At 65.9% G+C, this 15,923-nt stretch carries 16 protein-coding genes and 1 pseudogene; 4 read left to right on the forward strand and 13 right to left on the reverse strand.

Going from position 1 to position 15,923, the window contains the following annotated elements; translation table 11 throughout:
- Together G3N99_RS06905 and G3N99_RS06910 are read right to left on the reverse strand one after the other, a co-directional pair.
- Positions 1 to 840, reverse strand: a pseudogene (locus tag G3N99_RS06905) (pilus assembly protein FimV); the annotation flags it as partial.
- Positions 841 to 1,464: 624 nt separating this feature from the next.
- Complete coding sequence (locus tag G3N99_RS06910) at positions 1,465 to 1,650, reverse strand: hypothetical protein (RefSeq protein ID WP_206122012.1); 186 nt, start codon at positions 1,648 to 1,650, stop codon at positions 1,465 to 1,467.
- Positions 1,651 to 1,688: 38 nt separating this feature from the next.
- Here G3N99_RS06910 and flgE point away from each other — a divergent pair, with 38 nt between their 5' ends.
- Positions 1,689 to 2,933 (forward strand): flagellar hook protein FlgE, encoded by a 1,245-nt coding sequence (flgE, locus tag G3N99_RS06915; RefSeq protein ID WP_174937137.1) that lies wholly within the window; start codon positions 1,689 to 1,691, stop codon positions 2,931 to 2,933.
- A gap of 104 nt (positions 2,934 to 3,037) precedes the next feature.
- On the opposite strand, the gene asd is transcribed toward flgE, so the two are convergent.
- The 8 genes from asd to G3N99_RS06955 all read right to left on the reverse strand — a co-directional run bounded on the left by asd (position 3,038) and on the right by G3N99_RS06955 (position 9,718).
- The gene (gene asd / locus G3N99_RS06920) at positions 3,038 to 4,159 is read right to left on the reverse strand and encodes an aspartate-semialdehyde dehydrogenase (protein WP_174937135.1); all 1,122 of its coding nucleotides are present in this window, start codon (positions 4,157 to 4,159) and stop codon (positions 3,038 to 3,040) included.
- Positions 4,160 to 4,240: 81 nt separating this feature from the next.
- Positions 4,241 to 4,360, reverse strand: a complete 120-nt coding sequence (locus tag G3N99_RS06925) for a hypothetical protein (protein WP_041493347.1) — start codon at positions 4,358 to 4,360, stop codon at positions 4,241 to 4,243.
- A 98-nt stretch (positions 4,361 to 4,458) separates the two neighbouring features.
- Positions 4,459 to 5,526 (reverse strand): 3-isopropylmalate dehydrogenase, encoded by a 1,068-nt coding sequence (gene leuB, locus G3N99_RS06930; RefSeq protein ID WP_174937133.1) that lies wholly within the window; start codon positions 5,524 to 5,526, stop codon positions 4,459 to 4,461.
- Between the two features lie 79 nt (positions 5,527 to 5,605).
- Complete coding sequence (gene leuD / locus G3N99_RS06935) at positions 5,606 to 6,256, reverse strand: 3-isopropylmalate dehydratase small subunit (protein ID WP_011355726.1); 651 nt, start codon at positions 6,254 to 6,256, stop codon at positions 5,606 to 5,608.
- 68 nt (positions 6,257 to 6,324) lie between these two features.
- Positions 6,325 to 6,471, reverse strand: a complete 147-nt coding sequence (locus G3N99_RS06940; RefSeq protein WP_089442934.1) for an entericidin A/B family lipoprotein — start codon at positions 6,469 to 6,471, stop codon at positions 6,325 to 6,327.
- A 3-nt stretch (positions 6,472 to 6,474) separates the two neighbouring features.
- The gene (gene leuC / locus G3N99_RS06945; protein ID WP_174937131.1) at positions 6,475 to 7,884 is read right to left on the reverse strand and encodes a 3-isopropylmalate dehydratase large subunit; all 1,410 of its coding nucleotides are present in this window, start codon (positions 7,882 to 7,884) and stop codon (positions 6,475 to 6,477) included.
- Between the two features lie 221 nt (positions 7,885 to 8,105).
- The gene (locus tag G3N99_RS06950) at positions 8,106 to 8,864 is read right to left on the reverse strand and encodes a Tat pathway signal protein (protein WP_206122023.1); all 759 of its coding nucleotides are present in this window, start codon (positions 8,862 to 8,864) and stop codon (positions 8,106 to 8,108) included.
- Positions 8,865 to 8,896: 32 nt separating this feature from the next.
- A complete protein-coding gene (locus tag G3N99_RS06955; protein WP_174937129.1) occupies positions 8,897 to 9,718 on the reverse strand; it encodes a hypothetical protein in 822 nt (273 codons plus the stop codon).
- 407 nt (positions 9,719 to 10,125) lie between these two features.
- Between G3N99_RS06955 and G3N99_RS06960 the strand changes: the two genes are divergently transcribed.
- Together G3N99_RS06960 and G3N99_RS06965 are read left to right on the forward strand one after the other, a co-directional pair.
- Positions 10,126 to 10,449: a cupin domain-containing protein gene (locus tag G3N99_RS06960; protein ID WP_174937126.1), complete on the forward strand. Its 324-nt coding sequence runs from the start codon at positions 10,126 to 10,128 to the stop codon at positions 10,447 to 10,449.
- Positions 10,450 to 10,577: 128 nt separating this feature from the next.
- Positions 10,578 to 11,303, forward strand: coding sequence for a glutathione S-transferase (locus tag G3N99_RS06965; protein WP_206122013.1), 726 nt, complete (start codon positions 10,578 to 10,580; stop codon positions 11,301 to 11,303).
- A 52-nt stretch (positions 11,304 to 11,355) separates the two neighbouring features.
- Here G3N99_RS06965 and G3N99_RS06970 read toward each other — a convergent pair whose 3' ends face one another.
- Entirely contained in the window at positions 11,356 to 11,754 is a 399-nt protein-coding gene (locus G3N99_RS06970; RefSeq protein ID WP_174937122.1) for a DUF4440 domain-containing protein, read from the reverse strand.
- A 15-nt stretch (positions 11,755 to 11,769) separates the two neighbouring features.
- Positions 11,770 to 13,155, reverse strand: coding sequence for an MFS transporter (locus tag G3N99_RS06975; protein WP_206122014.1), 1,386 nt, complete (start codon positions 13,153 to 13,155; stop codon positions 11,770 to 11,772).
- Between the two features lie 215 nt (positions 13,156 to 13,370).
- Between G3N99_RS06975 and G3N99_RS06980 the strand changes: the two genes are divergently transcribed.
- On the forward strand, positions 13,371 to 14,315 hold the full coding sequence (locus G3N99_RS06980) for a LysR family transcriptional regulator (RefSeq protein ID WP_174937118.1): 945 nt from the start codon (positions 13,371 to 13,373) through the stop codon (positions 14,313 to 14,315).
- 67 nt (positions 14,316 to 14,382) lie between these two features.
- Here G3N99_RS06980 and G3N99_RS06985 read toward each other — a convergent pair whose 3' ends face one another.
- Complete coding sequence (locus G3N99_RS06985) at positions 14,383 to 15,915, reverse strand: amino acid permease (protein ID WP_174937116.1); 1,533 nt, start codon at positions 15,913 to 15,915, stop codon at positions 14,383 to 14,385.
- Positions 15,916 to 15,923 lie beyond the last annotated feature (8 nt).

A 15,923-nucleotide genomic window follows, 5' to 3' on the forward strand; every position in this document is an offset into this window, starting at 1 on the left:
TAACTCCATCAGCACGCGATTCTTCAGCGCCAGCAGTTGCTGCAGGCTCGACGGCCGCGGCTGCGACGCGCCCGTAACAGGCGCCGCGCCAGCCGGTTCGTTCATGCCCGGAACCTGGCTGCCCGACGCAGGCGGAATCGCCGCACCGCTCGCGGACGACGGCACCGACTGGATCGCGCCGCTCCAGACATGCGGACCGCTTGCACCGGCAACAGGCGCTGCCGGCTGCATGCTTTCGACAGCCGATGCGCCGTGTGCAGCCGAAGCACCGACCGATGTCGACGCGCCGGCGGCCGTCGCGACGCTCGCACCGCTGACGGGAGCCGCATGCACGGCCGGCGCTACCGGCGCGGATTGCACGGTCGACCCCGGATGCGGTGCGGACGCACCATGCTGCGCGACTGCCGCGCCGCCCGATGCAGCGGCGGGCGCGGACGCTGCCGCCGCACCTGACGCTGCGGACGCTGCGGATGCACCGGCCGGCACGAGTGCCGCGCCTGTCGCGTCGAGCGCCGGCACGGTCAGCGTCGCGCCGACCTTCAGGCGGCTCGCGTCGTGCTTCATGAACGCCTGCGGATTGGCGTCGAACAGTGCGCGACCGGCGCGCGCGAGCACACCGGGATCGCGCGACTGCGTGGCCGCTTTCGCGATGTCGTTCAGCGACTGGCCCGGCTGGACCGTCACGGTAAGCGGCACTGCACCGCCGGCAGCGGACGCCGGCGTTTCGCCGGTGCCGGCCGCCCAGGCCGATGCGGTTGCGCCGAGCGCCAGGATCGCCAGCGCGCCACGCACGGCGCGCGACAGACGGGACTGACGCGGAAACAAGGAAATTCGGGACATCGTTGGCTCTATCGCCGCGCGCGGGCGCGGCTCGGATTCGCGGTTGAAAGCGTCAATAAAGTTGCCGCAGAAATGCAAAAGCGTCGCGTGGAACGCGACGCTTTCGGCGGGTCTGTGCGTCGTAACCGCGTAGTTTACTTCACGCGATCGGGTTCGGGCCGAATTCATCGCCGATGGGTGCAACCGATCGCGTGCGCGCGTCGGTGCGTCCCGCGATCGGGCCGCGTTGATGCCCCGTTGCACACGTTGTGGCCTGCGCCTTCGATCGATCGGAAACACGCGGCTCGCAGATGAAAAAGCCGTCCGACTGCCTCGCATCTCGAACGCCTGCCGCAGCCTTTTCTCGCTCAACGGCGCGGTTCGCGCAACCCTGGCCCGACGCAAAGCCACGACCGGGAAATCCGCTACGTTTGCTCAATAATTCGCGTTGCCTGCCGTTAATGGATTAACAAGCGCCAATCAAAATAAATCCATCCGGCCATCACCCCATTCAAATAAATTTCAATTGATCGATAAGAGGCCAATTCCCCTCTCTGATCGTCGAATTGAACATTTTCGCCGCGAAACCCCCGCCCCACAAGGCTCTCCAGCCTCACACCCGCTTCATTGCTCATACGAAATCAATCATTTCGACAGCAATTCAATTACATTACACAAAATTACACAGATCAAATAATTGCCGTCGCTAGGATCGTCTTCAAACAAGAATCGGCGCAGTTCGACCATCGCGCTCGCACCCGCCGCAAAAGCGGGCACGCGGTCGGCCGGGTTGACGCCGTGAGGTGCCAGGGAGGCATCGCGCAGTCGCACGACTGCATTTACTCACCAGCTCGTTACGGGGATCGAACATGGGCTATCAACAGGGTTTGAGCGGGTTGGCCGGCGCGGCGAACCATCTCGACGTGATCGGCAACAACATCGCGAACGCAAACACCGTTGGCTTCAAGCAGGGTCGCGCGAACTTCGCCGACATGTACGCGAATTCGGTTGCGACGTCGACCAACACGCAGATCGGCATCGGCACGCGGCTCACGTCGGTGCAGCAACAATTCGGCCAGGGGACGATCAACTCGACGAAGTCGTCGCTCGACATCGCGATCAACGGCAACGGCTTCTTCCAGATGTCGAACAACGGCATGACGACCTACTCGCGTGACGGTGTATTCCACCGCGACAAGAGCGGCGCTATCGTCGACGCGCAAAACCGCAACCTGATGGGCTATGCGGCAGGCCCGGGCGGCGTGATCAACACCGCGGCGACCGTGCCGCTGCAGGCGCCGACCAACAACATCTCGCCGCAGGCGACGACGAAGATCACCGGCCAGTTCAACCTGAACTCGCAGGACAAGGTGCCGGCCAAGACGCCGTTCAACGCGGGCGACAACACCACGTACAACTACAATTCGTCGATCCAGGTGTACGACACGCTCGGCGGCTCGCAACAGGTCTCGATGTATTTCACGAAGAACGCGGCCGGCACCTGGCAGGCCTACGCGGGCGTGCAGGGCCAGACGCCGACGAATCTCGGCACCGTCACGTTCGACGCATCGGGCCGGATCAGTTCGACGACGTCGGCCGCCACCGGCCAACCGACGCCGAGCCTCGGCCAGTTCGCGTTCTCGATCCCCAACGCATCGGGCGGCGCCAATCCGCAGAACCTGACGCTCGACCTGGGCGGCACGACGCAGTTCGGCGGAAAGAGCGGCGTGAACAATCTCGCACAGGACGGCTTCGCGAGCGGCACGCTGACGACGTTCTCGATCGGCACCGACGGCAAGCTCACCGGCAACTACTCGAACGGCCAGAGTGCGGTGCTCGGCCTGATCGCGCTCGCGAACTTCAACAACCCGAACGGGCTCGAGAACATCGGCGGCAACCAGTATGTGGAAACCTCCGCATCGGGCGTGCCGCAGATCTCCGCGCCGGGCAGCACGAACCACGGCACGCTGCAGGGGAGCGCGCTGGAAAACTCGAACGTCGACCTGACGACCGAGCTCGTGAACCTGATCAAGGCGCAGCGCGATTACCAGGCCAACGCGCAGACGATCAAGACGCAGCAGACCGTCGACCAGACGCTCCTGAACATGCGCTGACCCGCGCATGAAAAACGCGCCGCGCCAGCCTCGATATCGTCAAGGCCGACGCGGCGCGCGATCTTGTGCACCGCGGCCCGCGTCTCGCGGGCCGGACACGCAACTTACTTGTCGAGCAGGATGCGCAGCATGCGGCGCAGCGGCTCGGCCGCGCCCCACAGCAGTTGATCGCCGACCGTGAACGCCGACAGGTATTCACCGCCCATCGCGAGCTTGCGCAGGCGGCCGACCGGCACCGTCAGCGTGCCCGTGACGTTCGCCGGCGACAGGTCGCGCATCGACGCTTCGCGCTCGTTCGGCACGACCTTCACCCAGTCGTTCGCCGATGCGAGGATGCCGTTGATCTCGTCGAGCGGCACGTCCTTGTTCAGCTTGATCGTCAGCGCCTGCGAGTGGCAGCGCATTGCGCCGATCCGCACGCACAGGCCGTCGACCGGGATCGAACCCGGCTCGCCCATGCCCGGCTTGCCGAGGATCTTGTTGGTTTCCGCGCCGCCCTTCCACTCTTCCTTCGACATCCCGTTGCCGAGATCCTTGTCGATCCACGGAATCAGCGAACCGGCGAGCGGCACGCCGAAGTTGCTCGTCGGCATCGCATCGCTGTTCATCGCGGCCAGCACGCGGCGGTCGATGTCGAGGATCGCGGAAGACGGATCGGCGAGCTGCTCCTTCACCGCGCCGTTCAGCGTGCCCATCTGCGACAGCAGCTCGCGCATGTTCTGCGCGCCCGCGCCCGATGCGGCCTGGTAGGTCATCGCCGTCATCCAGTCGACGAGGTTCTCGCGGAACAGGCCGCCGAGCGCCATCAGCATCAGGCTGACCGTGCAGTTGCCGCCGATGAAATTCTTCGTGCCCTTGACGAGCGCGTCCTTGATCACGTCGAGGTTGACCGGATCGAGAATGATGACCGCGTCATCCTTCATCCGCAGCGACGATGCCGCATCGATCCAGTAGCCGTTCCAGCCGGCCGCGCGCAGCTTCGGGAACACGTCGTTCGTGTAGTCGCCGCCCTGGCACGTGATGATCACGTCACACTTCTTCAGCTCGTCGACGTTGGTCGCGTCCTTGAGCGTAGTCTCGTTTTTCGCGAACGACGGCGCTTTGCCGCCCGTGTTGCTGGTGCTGAAAAACACCGGTTCGATCAGGTCGAAATCGCCCTCTTCCTGCATGCGCTGCATCAGGACGCTGCCGACCATGCCGCGCCAACCTACGAGACCTACGTTCATGACTAACCCTTTGATGGAGCTTCCCCGCCATTTCCGTCCCCGGTGTGACCGCGCGGGGAAATAGGCGGGCACGACGGACGATCAGCGTTTAATGATCGTTTTCGTGGTAATGGTTTTCGTGATGACGATGGCGCGCGCACCCGCACGGGCAATGTTGCCGTGGAGTTTCAAGACCGGGGAGATCAGGGAAAAATGCGCCATCGTTCGAGTCTACACAAAGCCGGTGGCCCGCACAACGGCCAACCGCTTGCGAACCGGCCGATTTCGCGGCCCGTTCGCACCCTTTCTACATGATTGCGTTACAGCGCCGCGAGCACCGCGTCGCCCATCGCCGTCGTGCCGACCTGCTGGCAGCCCGGCGTCGCGATGTCGCCCGTACGGTAGCCTTGTTCGAGCACCGTTTTCACCGCGCGCTCGATGCGATCGGCCTGCTCGGCGCGATTCAGCGAGTAGCGCAGCATCATCGCGGCCGACAGGATCGTCGCGAGCGGGTTTGCGATGCCCTTGCCCGCGATGTCCGGCGCCGAACCGTGCGACGGCTCGTACAAGCCCTTGTTGTTCTTGTCGAGCGACGCCGACGGCAGCATGCCGATCGAGCCCGTCAGCATCGACGCCTCATCCGACAGGATGTCGCCGAACATGTTGCCGGTGACGATCACATCGAACTGCTTCGGCGCCTTCGCGAGCTGCATCGCCGCGTTGTCGACGTACATGTGCGACAGCTCGACGTCCGCGTATTCCTTCGACACGTCGATCATGATGTCGCGCCAGAACTGCGACGTCTCGAGCACGTTCGCCTTGTCGACCGACAGCAGCTTCTTCGCGCGCTTGCGGGCCGCCTGGAACGCGACGTGCGCGATGCGGCGCACTTCCGGCTCCGAATAACGCATCGTGTCGAAGCCTTCGCGCTCGCCAGCGAACAGGCCGTCCGGTGCAGCGCGCACGCCGCGCGGCTGGCCGAAGTAGATGTCGCCGTTCAGTTCGCGCACGATCAGGATGTCGAGGCCCGCGACCAGCTCGGGCTTCAGCGGCGATGCGTCGACGAGCTGCGGATAGCAGATCGCCGGGCGGAAGTTCGCGAACAGCTCGAGGTGCTTGCGCAGCCCGAGGATCGCCTGCTCGGGGCGCAGCGCGCGCTCGAGCGAGTCGTACTTCCAGTCGCCGACGGCGCCGAACAGGATCGCGTCGGCTTCCTTCGCGAGCTTCAGCGTCGCGTCCGGCAGCGGATGGCCGCTTGCCGCGTAGCCCGCGCCGCCGACCGGCGCCTGTTCGAGTTCGAACTTCTCGTCGAGTGCGTTCAGCACCTTCACGGCTTCATTGACGATTTCCGGACCGATGCCGTCGCCGGGCAGCACTGCAATCTTCATGCGAAATTCCTGACTGGGTAGGTTTTTATGGAGGCAGGCCGGCGAACGCGCCGCCGGCGCGCCCGCCCGAAAGGTGCTGTCAGCCGACCAGCTTGGTGTTGAGCCACGGCTGCTTCACGAGGCGCTCGGCTTCGAACTGGCGGATCTTGTCCGCGTGGCGCAGCGTGAGGCCGATGTCGTCGAAGCCGTTCAGCAGGCAGTACTTGCGGAACGCGGTGATCTCGAACGGATACTCGCGGCCGTCGCCCGTGCGCACCACTTGCGCGTCGAGGTCGACCGTCACCTCGAAGCCGTTGAACGCGACCGTCTCGTTGAACAGGTGATCGACCTGCTGCTCGGTCAGCACGATCGGCAGCAGGCCGTTCTTGTAGCAGTTGTTGAAGAAGATATCAGCGAAGCTCGGCGCGATGATCGCGCGGAAGCCGTACTGCTGCAGCGCCCACGGCGCGTGCTCGCGCGAGCTGCCGCAGCCGAAGTTCTTGCGCGCGAGCAGCACGGATGCGCCCTGGTAGCGCGGCTGGTTCAGCACGAAGTCGGGATTCAGCGGACGCTTCGAGTTGTCCTGGCCCGGCTCGCCGTGATCGAGGTAGCGCCATTCGTCGAACGCGTTCGGGCCGAAACCCGTGCGCTTGATCGACTTCAGGAACTGCTTCGGGATGATCGCGTCGGTATCGACGTTTTCGCGATCGAGCGGCGCCACGACGCCGGTATGCACTGTGAATTTTTCCATGATCCGTCTATCCGGTTGAAGGGCCGGCGTTCAGCCGGCGCACATCGACAAATTCTCGGTGGGGGACGTCACTCCGCGGCGCGCTTCAGCGCGCTGCCGGCAGCGTTGACGTCCTGCCCGAAGCCCTGGACGGTATTGCAGCCCGCGAGGCCGAAACCCAGCCCCGCCAGCGCCAGCGCGGCAACCAGCCGCGCAATGACCTTCGATGCCGTCACGCGTTACCCCAGCTTGCGAATGTCGACGAAGTGGCCTTCGATCGCCGCGGCTGCCGCCATCGCGGGGCTCACGAGGTGCGTGCGACCGCCCGCGCCCTGCCGGCCTTCGAAGTTGCGGTTCGACGTCGACGCGCAGCGCTCGCCCGGATCGAGCCGGTCGGCGTTCATCGCGAGGCACATCGAGCAACCCGGCTCGCGCCATTCGAAGCCCGCGTCCGTGAACACCTTGTCGAGCCCTTCGCGCTCGGCCTGCGCCTTCACGAGGCCCGAGCCCGGCACGACCATCGCGAGCCGCACGTTCGACGCGACGCGACGGTTCAGTTTCTTCACGACATAGGCGGCTGCACGGATGTCTTCGATTCGCGCGTTCGTGCACGAGCCGATGAAGATCTTGTCGACCTTGATCGATTCGATCGGCGTATTCGGCTCGAGCGCCATGTAGGCCAGCGCACGCTCCATCGCATCGCGCTTGACCGGATCCTTCTCGCGCTCGGGATCCGGCACGCGACCGTCGATCGACGTGACCATTTCCGGCGACGTGCCCCACGTGACCTGCGGGACGATTTCGGCTGCGTTCAGCTCGACCACGCGATCGAACTGCGCGCCGTCGTCCGACTTGAACTGGCGCCAGTATTCGACGGCCTGGTTCCATTCCGCGCCGGTCGGCACGAACGGGCGGCCCAACAGGTAATCGATCGTCGTGTCGTCGACGGCAACCATGCCCGCGCGCGCACCGGCTTCGATCGCCATGTTGCAGACGGTCATGCGGCCTTCCATCGTCAGCGCGCGGATCGTCGAGCCGCCGAATTCGATCGCATAGCCCGTGCCGCCGGCCGTGCCGATCTTGCCGATGATCGCGAGCACGATGTCCTTCGCGGTACAACCGCGCGGCAGCGTGCCTTCGACCTTCACGAGCATGTTCTTGCTCTTCTTCTGCAGCAGGGTTTGCGTGGCGAGCACGTGCTCGACTTCCGACGTGCCGATGCCGTGTGCGAGCGCGCCGAATGCGCCGTGCGTCGACGTATGCGAATCACCGCACACGATCGTCATGCCCGGCAGCGTCGCGCCCTGCTCCGGCCCGATGATGTGGACGATGCCCTGGCGCACGTCGTTCATCTTGAACTGCGTGATGCCGAACGCATCGCAGTTCGCGTCGAGCGTGTCGACCTGGAGCTTCGAGACGGGATCGGCGATGCCGTGGCTGCGATCGGTGGTCGGCACGTTGTGGTCCGACACGGCCAGGTTCGCGCTGATGCGCCACACCGGACGCTGCGCGATCTTCAGCCCTTCGAACGCCTGCGGGCTCGTGACTTCATGCAGCAGCTGACGGTCGATGTAGAGCAGAGTCGTGCCGTCTTCCTCGGTGTGGACCACGTGGGTGTTCCACAGTTTGTCGTAGAGAGTCTGTGCCATGGGTATGCGGGGTCGTTGTGACTACAAGCCTTGCGGATGCGGTCGATTATGCCACGCAGAACGCGTCACGGCGCAGGCCGGACGCGAAAAAACCCATTAAAAACAGTGGTTTGGCTGGTAGTGCCAATACCTGTATCGGCATTACCCGGCAAACGGGGCACGCGACATCCGGCGCAGCGCGATGGCAAAGCCCGGATCGCGCGCGCCGATGCGTCGCGGCTTCAGCCGTTCGGGTACTCGCGATTGATCAGGTCGAGCCGCAGCATGCCGAGCTGCACGCCCGCGTTGCTCATCAGGTAGAGATCGCGCCGCCGCAACGCCGGCATCACCGCCGACGTGTCGTAGAGCGACGGCAGCGTGAGCCCGGCCGGCACCGCGGCCTGCATCCCTGCCGCAGTCGACACGCGTACGGCGATCGATGCCTGATCCGCATGCGTGACCACGGCGACCTTGCCGAGCGCCGCGGCCGAGCCGGCCTGCTTGACGATCGCGGCGGCCACGCCGTCGGGCGTCGGAATCGGGCTGCCGGCAGCCAGGGCCGGCGTCGCGATCGACGTCACACCGGCCGTCAGCCCGTACTTCGATGCAAGCACGCTCGCGACTTCCTGCTGCGCGTAGATCGGGGCCGGGACCTTCTGTCGAAGCTGGAACACGGCGTCGGCAATCGCCTCGTTCACGGGGCCAGGCACGGGTGCGGCACCCGATGCCCCGGCACGACTGCCGAAGCTGAACGCGGCAATCGTGTTGATGCCGGCAGCGTCGACGGTCGGCGGCGTCCACGAGAAAAACGTGTCGAACAGGTAGCCGGTTTCGTCGGTGGCGGTCGCGCGATCGTTCAGTTCGTTCGTCAGCTTGCCGAGCATCTGGCGCTGCAATTCCGCATCGGAAACGGGGGCATCGCTCGCGAAAGCGGGGGCAATCGCCGCAGACGAAGCGGCGAACAAGGAAGTGGAAGCCAGGAAACGGCGGCGGGTCGTCATGGTCATGAGAGTCGAGTGAGGAGCGGAAGGCATCAGCCCTTCGGGAACGCCTGCATCGTCGCGGTCACCGCGCGGCCAAGCATCTGCGCATACATGTCGTGCACGAGATAGAGGCTGCGGTTACGCGTCCACGGCTGGCCCGATTGCGGGTCGTACATCGTCGGCAGCGACACCTCGGCCACCGCGGCGGCCTTCATGCCGGCCTGTTGCGAAGTCTGGATGCAGCGCTTCGCATGGTCGCGATGGCCGACCACCGCAACGGTGCCCATCGCGGCCGCGCCGCCTGCGCGCGACACGGCCACGGCCGCGACGCCGGCCGTGCTCAGGTACACGATCGAGCCGTCGTTCGCGATCACCGGCTCGACCGACGACAGCACGTCGGCACCCATTCCGTACTTCGACACGAGAAAGCGCGCGATCTCCCACTGCGCGTAGACCTTCACCGGTTTCAACTGGCGAATCCGGTACACGGCATCCGCGAGCGCTTCGTTGACGGGCCCCGGGTCGGGCAGCGCGGACTGGTTGCCGCCGGTGCTCGACGTGTTGCCGCTTGCCGCGTTCGGGCGATTGCCGAAGCTGTACGCGACGATCGCGCCGATCTGCGCGGCCGGCGCCGTCGGCAGATCCCACGTGAAGCCGACATCGGTCAACGCCGGCACGATCGCATTGACCGTCGCCGCGTCGCCCAGCTGCGCGTTGAGCTTCGCGGACATCTGTGCAGCCAGCGCCGCATCGGTAACGGGCGCCGACGTGACGTCGTCACCGCCGCATGCGCTCAGCAACGGTGCCACGGCAACCGCGGGCGCGGCAGCCAGGAATTTTCTGCGTAAAGAAGCTGAGGGGTTCAGATTCATGAGAAATACGAAATGATGCGAGCAACGCCGGCAGCCGGCCACGGCGTTGCAAATCGCGGGTTCACGGGAAATGACAACCTGACGCGTCGCGCGGTTGGGCGATGGATGGCAGGGTCGACGCTCGAATCGAATCGCTGCGCATCGGTCGATTGACGATGCGCGATCGTAGTGGGCGTTTATTAAATCGCGGTGAACCTGTCGATCGAATGCGGACGATCGTCACGACGTTTCATCGGTGGACGCACGCGTTTCATCCATGGCGAGCGCATGCCGTAGCCGTTTCATGGGTGGCGAGCAACGCGATTCGCCTGCCTCGTCGGGCGCCGAACATCGCGCGCCTGATTTCGAGATACGATGGCGCAACGCGCATGCCCAAGTCCCCACGATCCGGATCCGGAGCCCCCGCCATGAAGCTCGGCCTGAACGAATCGCTCGCCCGCCTCGACGAAGAAGGCACGCTGTTCACGACGCTGTTTCGCCACGGCTCGCTCGACGTCGAGCTGTACCGGCCGCGCATCGAGGACAAGCAGAAGCCGCATACGCGCGACGAGGTCTACGCGATCGCCACGGGCACCTCGCGCTTCGTCGTCGACGGACGCGAAAGCGAAGTCGCGGCCGGTGACGTGCTGTTCGTCCCGGCATACGCCGAGCACCGCTTCGTCGGCTTCTCCGACGACTTCTCGACGTGGGTGTTCTTCTACGGCCCCGAGGGCGGCGAGCGCGGCGCGTAGCGCACGACGCACGCGGCACTTTTCCCGCGATCGCCTAGACTGTCTATTCGCAGCGGGTGGCGCGCGACACGCGGCCGCCCGGTCGTCACGATGCCGGTGGCAGCCGGTTCAACGAACGGGAAAACAGCATGCGATATGAACTGTATTACTGGCCCGAGATCCAGGGCCGGGGCGAGTATGTGCGGCTCGCGCTCGAAGCGGCCGAAGCCGACTATGTCGACGTTGCGCGCGAATCGGGGCGCGGCATGGGCGTGCCGGCCATGATGCGCATGATGGACAGCACGAAGGCCGAGTGCGTGCCGTTCGCGCCGCCGTTCCTGAAAGCCGGCGACATCGTCATCGGGCAGACCGCGAACATCCTGCTGTTTCTCGGCGCGCGGCTGGGGCTCGCGCCCGGCGACGAAGCCGGCCGGCTGTGGGTGCACCAGCTTCAGTTGACCGTCGCCGATTTCGTCACCGAGATCCACGACACGCACCACCCGATCGCAAGCGGCCTCTACTACGAGGATCAGCAGGCGGAAGCCGCCGAGCGCGCGGCCGATTTTCTGGAAAACCGGTTGCCGAAATTCCTCGGCTACTTCGAACGCGTACTCGACCAGAATCCGCACAAGAGCGGTTATCTCGCCGGCAACGCACTCAGCTATGCGGACCTGTCGATGTTCCAGTTGATCGAGGGCCTGCGCTACGCATTTCCGAAAGCGATGAAGCGTGCGGAGCGGAAGATCGCGGCGCTGGTCGCGCTGCACGACCGCATCGCACTGCATCCGCCTGTCGCGCTCTATCTCGAGTCGGAACGCCGCATTCCATTCAACGACATGGGCATCTTCCGGCACTATCCGGAGCTGGACAAGTAACGACGGCACGGCGCATCCGCACCACTTCATGCAAGGCGGCGGATGCCTTCGCTCAAGCGGCGACCGGTGTCTCGTGCAGATGACGCCACACGATCAGCCCATCCGCCTCGCGCCGGAACACGACGGTCGAGCGCCGCACCGTGCGCCGCCCTTGCGCATCGGTCTGCGTCTCGCGATAGCCGATCGTCGCGCCATCGGACCACACGGCCAGCCCGCGCAATTCGTCGATGTCGATCGCCAGCCCCGGCCGCGCGCCGTGCCCGTGTGAAAACAGCGCATCGACGCCCGCATAATCGAGCACCGTACCCGACATCGTGATCATCGAAAATCCCGGCGAGAAACGCGCCATCAGCGTCGCGAGCCGCTCGGGGCCGGCACGGCCGGACAACCAGCACGCGATATCGGCCACGGTGTCGACGACTTCCTTGAAATACGGATTCGGCAGATTCATAAGGCTCTCAGGTTCTCAGGAGTGGGATGAAACAGGGTGCGCGACCGGCGCACGGTGCGCGGGAAGCCGCGCGATCAGGCCGAGCGGCAGCAACGTCAGCAGGACCGCCAGCCCGAAGCACCAACGGTACGGCGCGAACGACGAGCCGCCCGCATCGAGCGCCAGCAACGCATTGAGCGCGCTGCCGAGCGCGGCCACGCCAACGCAAAAGCTCAACTGGCGGTTGATGTTCCACAGCGCGCTCGCGTCGCCCATCCGGTCGGCCGGCACATCGACGAACGCCGCGCTCTGCGACGTGCTCGTGCACAGGCTCGCGCCGAAGCCCATCGCCGCGAACGCGGCGATGCGCACGGCCTCGACGCCGGCCCACGGCGTCGCGAGCAGTGCGATGCCGATGCAGTCGATCACGATGCCGCACGCGAACAACGGCTTCGCGCCGTGGCGCGGAAAGCAGCGGCGCGTGGTCGCGATCGCGAAGAACGCCGCGATCGCCCACGGCAGCATCAGTGCGCCGGCATGCGCGGCGCTCAATCCGAGCGCGTTCTGCAGATAGAGCGACGCGACCAGGTTGACGCCCGTAAAGATGCCCGGCACGCAGAGATAGACCACCACGCCGATCCGCAGCAGCGGCTGTGCGAGCAAGCGCAGGTCGACCACCGGCGCCATGACCCGACGCGCGTGCGCCGCATAGCCGGCGCCTGCCGCGACGGCGACAGCCAGCATCGCGAGCGGAAATGCCGCGCCGCCGTGCTGCCCTGCCGCGGTCAGCCCAAGCAGTAACGTGACGAGCGCCACCGCACTCAGCGCGAGCCCCGGCCAGTCGAGTCGCGGCGGCCGGCCACGCGCCCCGGCGCGCGGCAGCCACGCGAACGCGAGCGCGCAGGTCGCGGCCGCGATCGGCAACATCGCAAAGAAGATCGCGCGCCACGACCCGCGATCGACGATGGCCCCGCCGATCGCAGGCGACAACGCGGGCACGAGCAGCGCGACCATCATCACGACCGACGTGAGCCGAGCCCGCGCCTGTGGCGGATACGCGCGATAGGCCATGGTCTGCCCGACCGGGATCAGCAACCCGCCGCCGAGCCCCTGGACCAGCCGCCACGCGAGCAGCGCTTCGATCGACGGTGACGCGCCGACGCCGGCACTGCCGAGCCCGAACAGCAGCAACGATGCAGCGAACACCCGCCGCTCGCCGCAGCGGCGCGCAAGCCACGTGCCGAACGGAATCACGACGGTCAGGCCGAGCACATACATGTTGCCGACCCACGCAAGCTGCGCGACCGACGCATGCAGTTCGCGCTGCAGCGCCGGATACGCGGCGTTCAGCATGAACATGTTCGCGAGATCGATCGCGAAGCCGAGCAGGTAGACGGCGGCGATTCTGGAGCGGTCGGGCATGGCGGCGGAAACATCACGAAACGCCGCAGTGTAGAAGCCGGCAGGCGCATCGGTAAGCGGCGGGATTCGACGAGTCCCGTCGAAATTTTTTGACAATCGGCTCGGGCCGCGACAACGCCGCGCGTCCGTTGCAATGCACCGCACACCGCACGCGTGCCGCACATTCGGGTACCCTTCGAGCGATCCAACGTCTAGACAGGACCCACGCCCCAACCATGGTGAGCCTCGATCGTTTCGCCGTCTTCCGTGCCGTGGTCGAAGCCGGTTCGTTCACGGCCGCCGCAACCGCGCTGAACCAGGCGCGTGCGGCCGTCAGCTTCAACGTGAAGCAACTCGAAGCCGAGCTCGGCGTCACGCTGCTCACGCGGACGACCCGGCGTGTCGAGCTGACCGACGCCGGCGAGCGCTTCTACCAGCGCTGCCTGCGCGTGCTCGAAGAAGCCGAAGGCGCGATCGACGAAGTGCGCGGCGAGCATGGCGGAATGCAGGGCATCCTGCGCGTGACGTCGACGGTCGAGTATGCGGCGCGCGTCCTCGCACCGATGCTGCATGCGTTCACCGCACAGCATCCCGCCTTGCGCGTGCGGCTCGAAACGCACACGTCGCAGGCCGATCTCGTGCGCGACCGCTTCGACGTCGCGATCCGGCTCGGACGCCACGAGCACTTTCGCGACCTGCCCTATCGCGGCGTCTGCCTTGCCACCTACGACGTGCTCGCCGTGATGGCGCCCGACCTGCCTGCGAAGGCCGGGTTCCCGCCGCCGGCGTCGCCCGGCGACCTGGCCCGCCTGCCGCAGCTCGGCCACAGCCGGCTCGAGCGAATCGCCGAATGGACGCTCACCGATCGCGCGGGCAACGAACATGCCTTTAGACCGGCGACGAAGCCTCACGTCGTCGTCGACAACGCATCGGTGTTGAGCGAACTGGCGCGCCAGGGCAGCGGCGTCGCGCTACTGCCGGAATGGCTCGTGCGCGCCGATCTCGACAGCGGCGCACTGGTCGATGCACTGCCCGCGTACCGGTTTCCGCAGCAGAACGTCTACGCGCTGTACGTCGCGACGCGACACGTGCCGCAGAAGGTACGCGCGTGGGTGGATTTCATGAAGGTGCAGTTGCAGCACGGACGCCAAGCGCCGCTAGCGTGCGTCACCGCACGCTAGCGGCACGCATCGGAGCCGGCCATACAAACGCGCCGGCTCCCGTTACCGCGCTTTCGGTACCAGGCAGTCAGTGCGGCTGCCCGTGCTGCGTGACCGTCGCATCGACAGCCTCGACCGAACGCGTCAGCCACGGCCCGATGTCCATGTCCTCGTAGCGCACGAGCCGGCTCTTGCGCGCACGGCGATACGCCCACCAGATCGCGACGAACAACGGAATCCACACGTAGATCGACAGCACTTCCATCCAGTCGATGCGGGCCGCGAAGAACGCCTGGTAATCCTGCCCGAGCGAAATCACGATGCAGATCGCGATCGCGAACAGCGGCCCGAACGGAAACCATTTCGCGCGGTACGGCAGTTGATCGAGCCGGTAACCCTGCTTCAGGAACCCCTTGCGGAACCGGTAATGGCAGACCGCGATGCCGAGCCACGCGATGAAGCCCGTGATGCCGACCGTATTCAGCAGCCACAGATAGATGCTCTGGTTGTTGGTCAGCGACGTGAGGAAGCACAGCCCGCCGACAGCCATCGTCGCGTACAGCGCATTGCGCGGCACGCCGCCCGGCGACAGCGTCGCGAACATTGCCGGCGCGCGCCCTTCCGCCGCGAGGTTGTACAGCATCCGCGTGGCCGCGTAGGTGCCGGAATTGCCGGCCGACAGCACGGCCGTCAGGATCACGAGATTCATTGCGCCGGCCGCGAGCCGGAAACCCGCGTGGCTGAACACCAGCGTGAACGGGCTCACGCCGATGTCGGTCACGTCGCTCTTGAGCAGATTCGGGTCGGTGTACGGCACCAGCAGGCCGATCACGAAGATCGCGAACACGTAGAACAGCATGATCCGCCAGAAGATCTGCTTCACCGCGCGCGGAATCGTCTTGCGCGGGTTTTCCGACTCGCCGGCCGTGATCCCGACCAGCTCCGTGCCGAGAAACGAGAAGCCCGCGATCAGCGCGACGCTCATCATCGCGTGCACGCCGCCGACGAACGGCGCGTCGCCCGTCGTGAAGTTGCGCAAGCCGACCGGATGCCCGTTCCCGATCAGGCCGGCCGCGATCAGCAGCCCGGCCGCGATGAACGCGACCACGGTGACGACCTTGATCAGCGAGAACCAGTATTCCGATTCGCCGAAGCCGCGCACCGACAGCGTGTTCAGCAGGAAGATCAGCACGAGGAAGCCCGCGCCCCACCAGATGCCGGGTATGGTCGGAAACCAGTAGCGCATCACGATCTGCGCGGCGACCAGCTCGATCGCGATCGTCACGGCCCAGCTGTACCAGTAGGTCCAGCCGAGCGCGACGCCGAAACCTTCGTCGACGTACTTCTCGCCGTAGATCGCAAACGAGCCCGATACCGGCATCAGCGCGGCCATCTCGCCGAGGCCCGTGACGACGAAGTACACCATCAGCCCGATCGCGATATACGCGGCGATCGCACCGCCCGGCCCCGCCTGCGCGACCGACGCACCCGATGCGACGAACAGCCCCGTGCCGATCGAGCCGCCGATCGCGATCATCGCGATGTGGCGGCCCTGCAGACGGCGCTTCAGCGTCGTTCCGGACGGTGCGGCCGTCTCCGCTGCCGCTTGCAAAGCATCCATAGTGTTCA

Source organism: Burkholderia sp. Ac-20392, from assembly GCF_017104585.1.
Classification (GTDB): Bacteria; Pseudomonadota; Gammaproteobacteria; order Burkholderiales; family Burkholderiaceae; genus Burkholderia; species Burkholderia lata.